We start from the raw sequence: 3864 nt of genomic DNA, 5'->3' as shown, positions 1-3864 counted from the left end.
GCGCCGAGGAGTCCGGCGGGGCGGCCGACGCCTCCGGCCCGCAGACCCCGGAGGGCGCTGTCGACCCTCAGGCCCCGGAGGACGGCGCCCGCGGCTGAACTCCCGGCCCCTCACCCGAGCCCACCGACTGAGCCCGCCCGCGCGGGACGCACACCGCTCCTCACCGTGCGTCCCCGGCGCGGTCCCCACGGGGACCCGCCCGGGCGGGCTCCGGCGTGTGCGGGCGGGTCCGCTGACGTGCGCGGGGAGGGAGCGCCCGGAGGGGCGCACTCCTTGCCCGTGGCCGGACCCAGAGGTTACGTTCTCATTACGTCGGGTCATCCGCTAGCACTCTGACCTGTGCTGACGCAAGACCTGGAAATGAGGCCTACGACACTCTGCGGCCTTGGGAGGTTAGGAATAGGGCGAGGGTAGGTAGGCTCCGATGTAGTTCCTCATAGGGAGGTGGCGGACGTGGCTGAGCGCGACGACGAGCGTCAGAGCGACCGGGACCGTGAAGTCGAAGAACTCACGGCCCAGGTCTCCTACATGGAAAAGGAACTCAGCGTTGTTCGGCGCAAGCTCGCCGATTCGCCCCGGCATGTACGCCTGCTGGAGGAGCGGCTGAGGGAGGCACAGGCCAACCTCGCCGCCGCCAACGGCCAGAACGAACGGCTCGTCTCCACTTTGAAGGAGGCGCGCGAGCAGATCGTGGCGCTCAAGGAGGAGGTCGACCGGCTCGCCCAGCCGCCGTCGGGCTTCGGCGTCTACCTCGGTTCGCGCGAGGACGAGACCGTCGAGATCTTCACCAACGGCCGCAAGATGCGGGTCAACGTCAGTCCCTCGGTGGACCTGGACAACCTGCGCCCCGGCCAGGAGGTCATGCTCAACGAGGCCTTCAACGTCGTCGAGGTGGAGTCCTTCGAGACCGTCGGCGAGGTCGTCATGCTCAAGGAGATCCTTGAGGACGGCGAGCGCGCCCTGGTGATCTCCCACCACGACGAGGAGCGGATCGTCCGCCTGGCCGAGCCGCTGCGCGACGAGGCGATCCGCCCCGGCGACTCGCTGCTGCTGGAGCCGCGCTCGGGCTACGTCTACGAGCGCATCCCCAAGTCCGAGGTCGAGGAGCTCATCCTCGAAGAGGTCCCCGACATCGCCTACACCGACATCGGCGGCCTCTCCGGGCAGATCGAGATGATCCGCGACGCGGTCGAGCTGCCCTACCTGTACAAGGAGCTCTTCTACGAGCACAAGCTGCGCCCGCCCAAGGGCGTGCTGCTCTACGGCCCTCCCGGGTGCGGTAAGACGCTCATCGCCAAGGCGGTCGCCAACTCGCTGGCCAAGCAGGTCGCCGAGCGCACCGGCCGCGACGTCGGCAAGAGCTTCTTCCTCAACATCAAGGGCCCCGAGCTGCTCAACAAGTACGTGGGAGAGACCGAGCGGCACATCCGCCTGGTCTTCCAGCGCGCACGGGAGAAGGCCTCCGAGGGCACCCCGGTCATCGTCTTCTTCGACGAGATGGACTCGATCTTCCGCACCCGCGGCTCGGGTGTGTCCTCCGACGTGGAGAACACGATCGTGCCCCAGCTCCTGAGCGAGATCGACGGTGTGGAGGGCCTGGAGAACGTCATCGTCATCGGCGCCTCCAACCGCGAGGACATGATCGACCCGGCGATCCTGCGCCCCGGCCGCCTGGACGTCAAGATCAAGATCGAGCGGCCCGACGCCGAGGCGGCCCGCGACATCTTCGGCAAGTACATCACCACGGACCTGCCGCTGCACGACGAGGACCTCGTCGAGCACGGCGGTTCGGCCAGGGCCACGGTGGACGCCATGATCCAGCGGGTCGTGGAGCGCATGTACACCGAGGGCGAGGAGAACCGCTTCCTGGAGGTCACCTACGCCAACGGTGACAAGGAGGTCCTGTACTTCAAGGACTTCAACTCCGGCGCGATGATCGAGAACATCGTCTCCCGGGCCAAGAAGATGGCCATCAAGGACTTCATCGACCAGCAGTCCAAGGGCATCCGGGTCTCGCACCTGATGCAGGCCTGCGTCGACGAGTTCAGCGAGAACGAGGACCTGCCCAACACCACCAATCCCGACGACTGGGCGCGCATCTCCGGTAAGAAGGGCGAGCGCATCGTCTACATCCGGACCCTGGTCACGGGCAAGAAGGGCGCGGACTCCGGTCGGAGCATCGACACGGTGCCCAACACCGGCCAGTACCTGTAGGAACACGGCTGCAAGAGCGCTCCGAGGGGCCGACCGGACCACCGGTCGGCCCCTTCCCGTGCCGGTTGTCCCCGGGTCCCGTGACGGCAGGGTGATGACACTCTCCCGGAGGCGGAGCGGGCCGAGGAGTGCCCTCGCCGACGCCCGTTCGAATCCGGCTGACAGCCGAGGGCGGTTCCCGGGCGGGGTTGTGAGAGGCTCTGGTGCCACGGCCCGAACGGGTTCCGTGCCAGAGCACTACAGCATCGGAGACGACAGCAGTTATGGAAAGCTACGGGGTTCAACTCGGCCTCGTCCTTGTCCTCGTTCTCGTCAACGCCCTGTTCGCGGGGAGCGAGATCGCCCTGATCACCCTCCGGGAGGGGCAGATCAAACAGTTGGCGGCGCGGGGTCCCGGCGGCCGGGCGGTGGCTCGCCTGGCACGGGACCCCAACCGTTTCCTGGCCACCATCCAGATCGGCATCACCCTCGCGGGCTTCCTGGCCTCGGCCACCGCGGCCGTGTCCCTGGCGCAGCCCCTCATCGAGCCCCTGGGCTTCCTGGGCTCGGCCGCCAGCCCGGTGGCGATCGTCCTGGTGACCGTGCTCCTGTCCTTCGTCACGCTGGTCTTCGGAGAGCTGGCGCCCAAGCGCATCGCCATGCAGCGGGCCGAGACGTGGGCGGTGCTGGTCTCCCGACCGTTGGACCTGCTCGCCATGCTCTCCCGCCCCGTGGTGTGGCTGTTGAGCGTCTCCACCAACCTCGTGGTGCGCCTGACGGGCGGTGACCCCTCCGCGGCCAAGGAGGAGGTCAGCGAGGAGGAGCTGCGCGACATGCTCGCCACCCAGCGGGGCATGACCCGGGAGCAGCGCACCATCATCTCCGGAGCCTTCGAGATCGACGACCGGCGCCTGCGCCAGGTCGTCGTTCCCCGTGGTGAGGTGTTCACCATCCCCGCCCGCACGCCCGCGGCCCAGGCGGCGCAGATGCTCGCCGAACACGGGCACTCCCGGGCGCCGGTGGTCAACGACGACGACCTGGACGACGTGCTCGGTGTCGTGCACTGGTCCGACCTGGTGCGCGGTGGGGCCGACGCCGGAGAACTGGCCCGCGAACCGCTGCTCCTGCCCGATTCCCTGGTGGTGTCGTTGGCCCTGCGCCGCATGATCGCCGAACACCAGCAGCTGGGCGTGGTCATCAACGAGGTCGGTGGCGTCGACGGCATCGTGAGCCTGGAGGACCTGCTGGAGGAGATCGTCGGGGAGATCTACGACGAGACCGATTCCGACATACGCACCGTGACCCGCAACGCCGACGGGTCCTTCACCCTGCCCGGGACCTATCCCGTGCACGACCTGCCCGACATCGACATTCATCTGGACGACCTGCCCGAAGGGGACTACGTCACCGTCGCCGGGCTGGTCATCGCGGTGCTGGGCCACATCCCCCAGGAGCCGGGGGAAGAGGTGGTGCTGGACTCCTGGAAGGCCAGGATCGACCAGGCCAACGGGCGCACCGTCACCCAGGTGACCATGTCCCCCGCGGCGTAACACCGCGCGGCCCGCCCGGACGCGCTGTACCGCTGCCCTGGTACCGGCCAGTGCCTGTGGAAACGCACTCCGAGAGCGCCTTGGGGGGCCGACCGGACCACCGGTCGGCCCCTTCCCGCGC

2 protein-coding genes are annotated in these 3864 nt (G+C 68.5%); both read left to right on the top strand.

Going from position 1 to position 3864, the window contains the following annotated elements; translation table 11 throughout:
* The first annotated feature begins 444 nt into the window (after window positions 1–444).
* Window positions 445–2214, top strand: coding sequence for a proteasome ATPase (gene arc / locus DQW06_RS06330; protein WP_019609145.1), 1770 nt, complete (start codon window positions 445–447; stop codon window positions 2212–2214).
* A gap of 263 nt (window positions 2215–2477) precedes the next feature.
* Window positions 2478–3743, top strand: coding sequence for a hemolysin family protein (locus tag DQW06_RS06325; RefSeq protein WP_013152524.1), 1266 nt, complete (start codon window positions 2478–2480; stop codon window positions 3741–3743).
* Window positions 3744–3864: the final 121 nt, after the last annotated feature.

Source organism: Nocardiopsis sp. TNDT3, assembly GCF_003427465.1.
GTDB lineage: Bacteria > Actinomycetota > Actinomycetes > Streptosporangiales > Streptosporangiaceae > Nocardiopsis > Nocardiopsis dassonvillei.
Note: the sequence above shows the minus strand (reverse complement) of the source record. Positions and strands in the feature narration are given on the sequence as shown.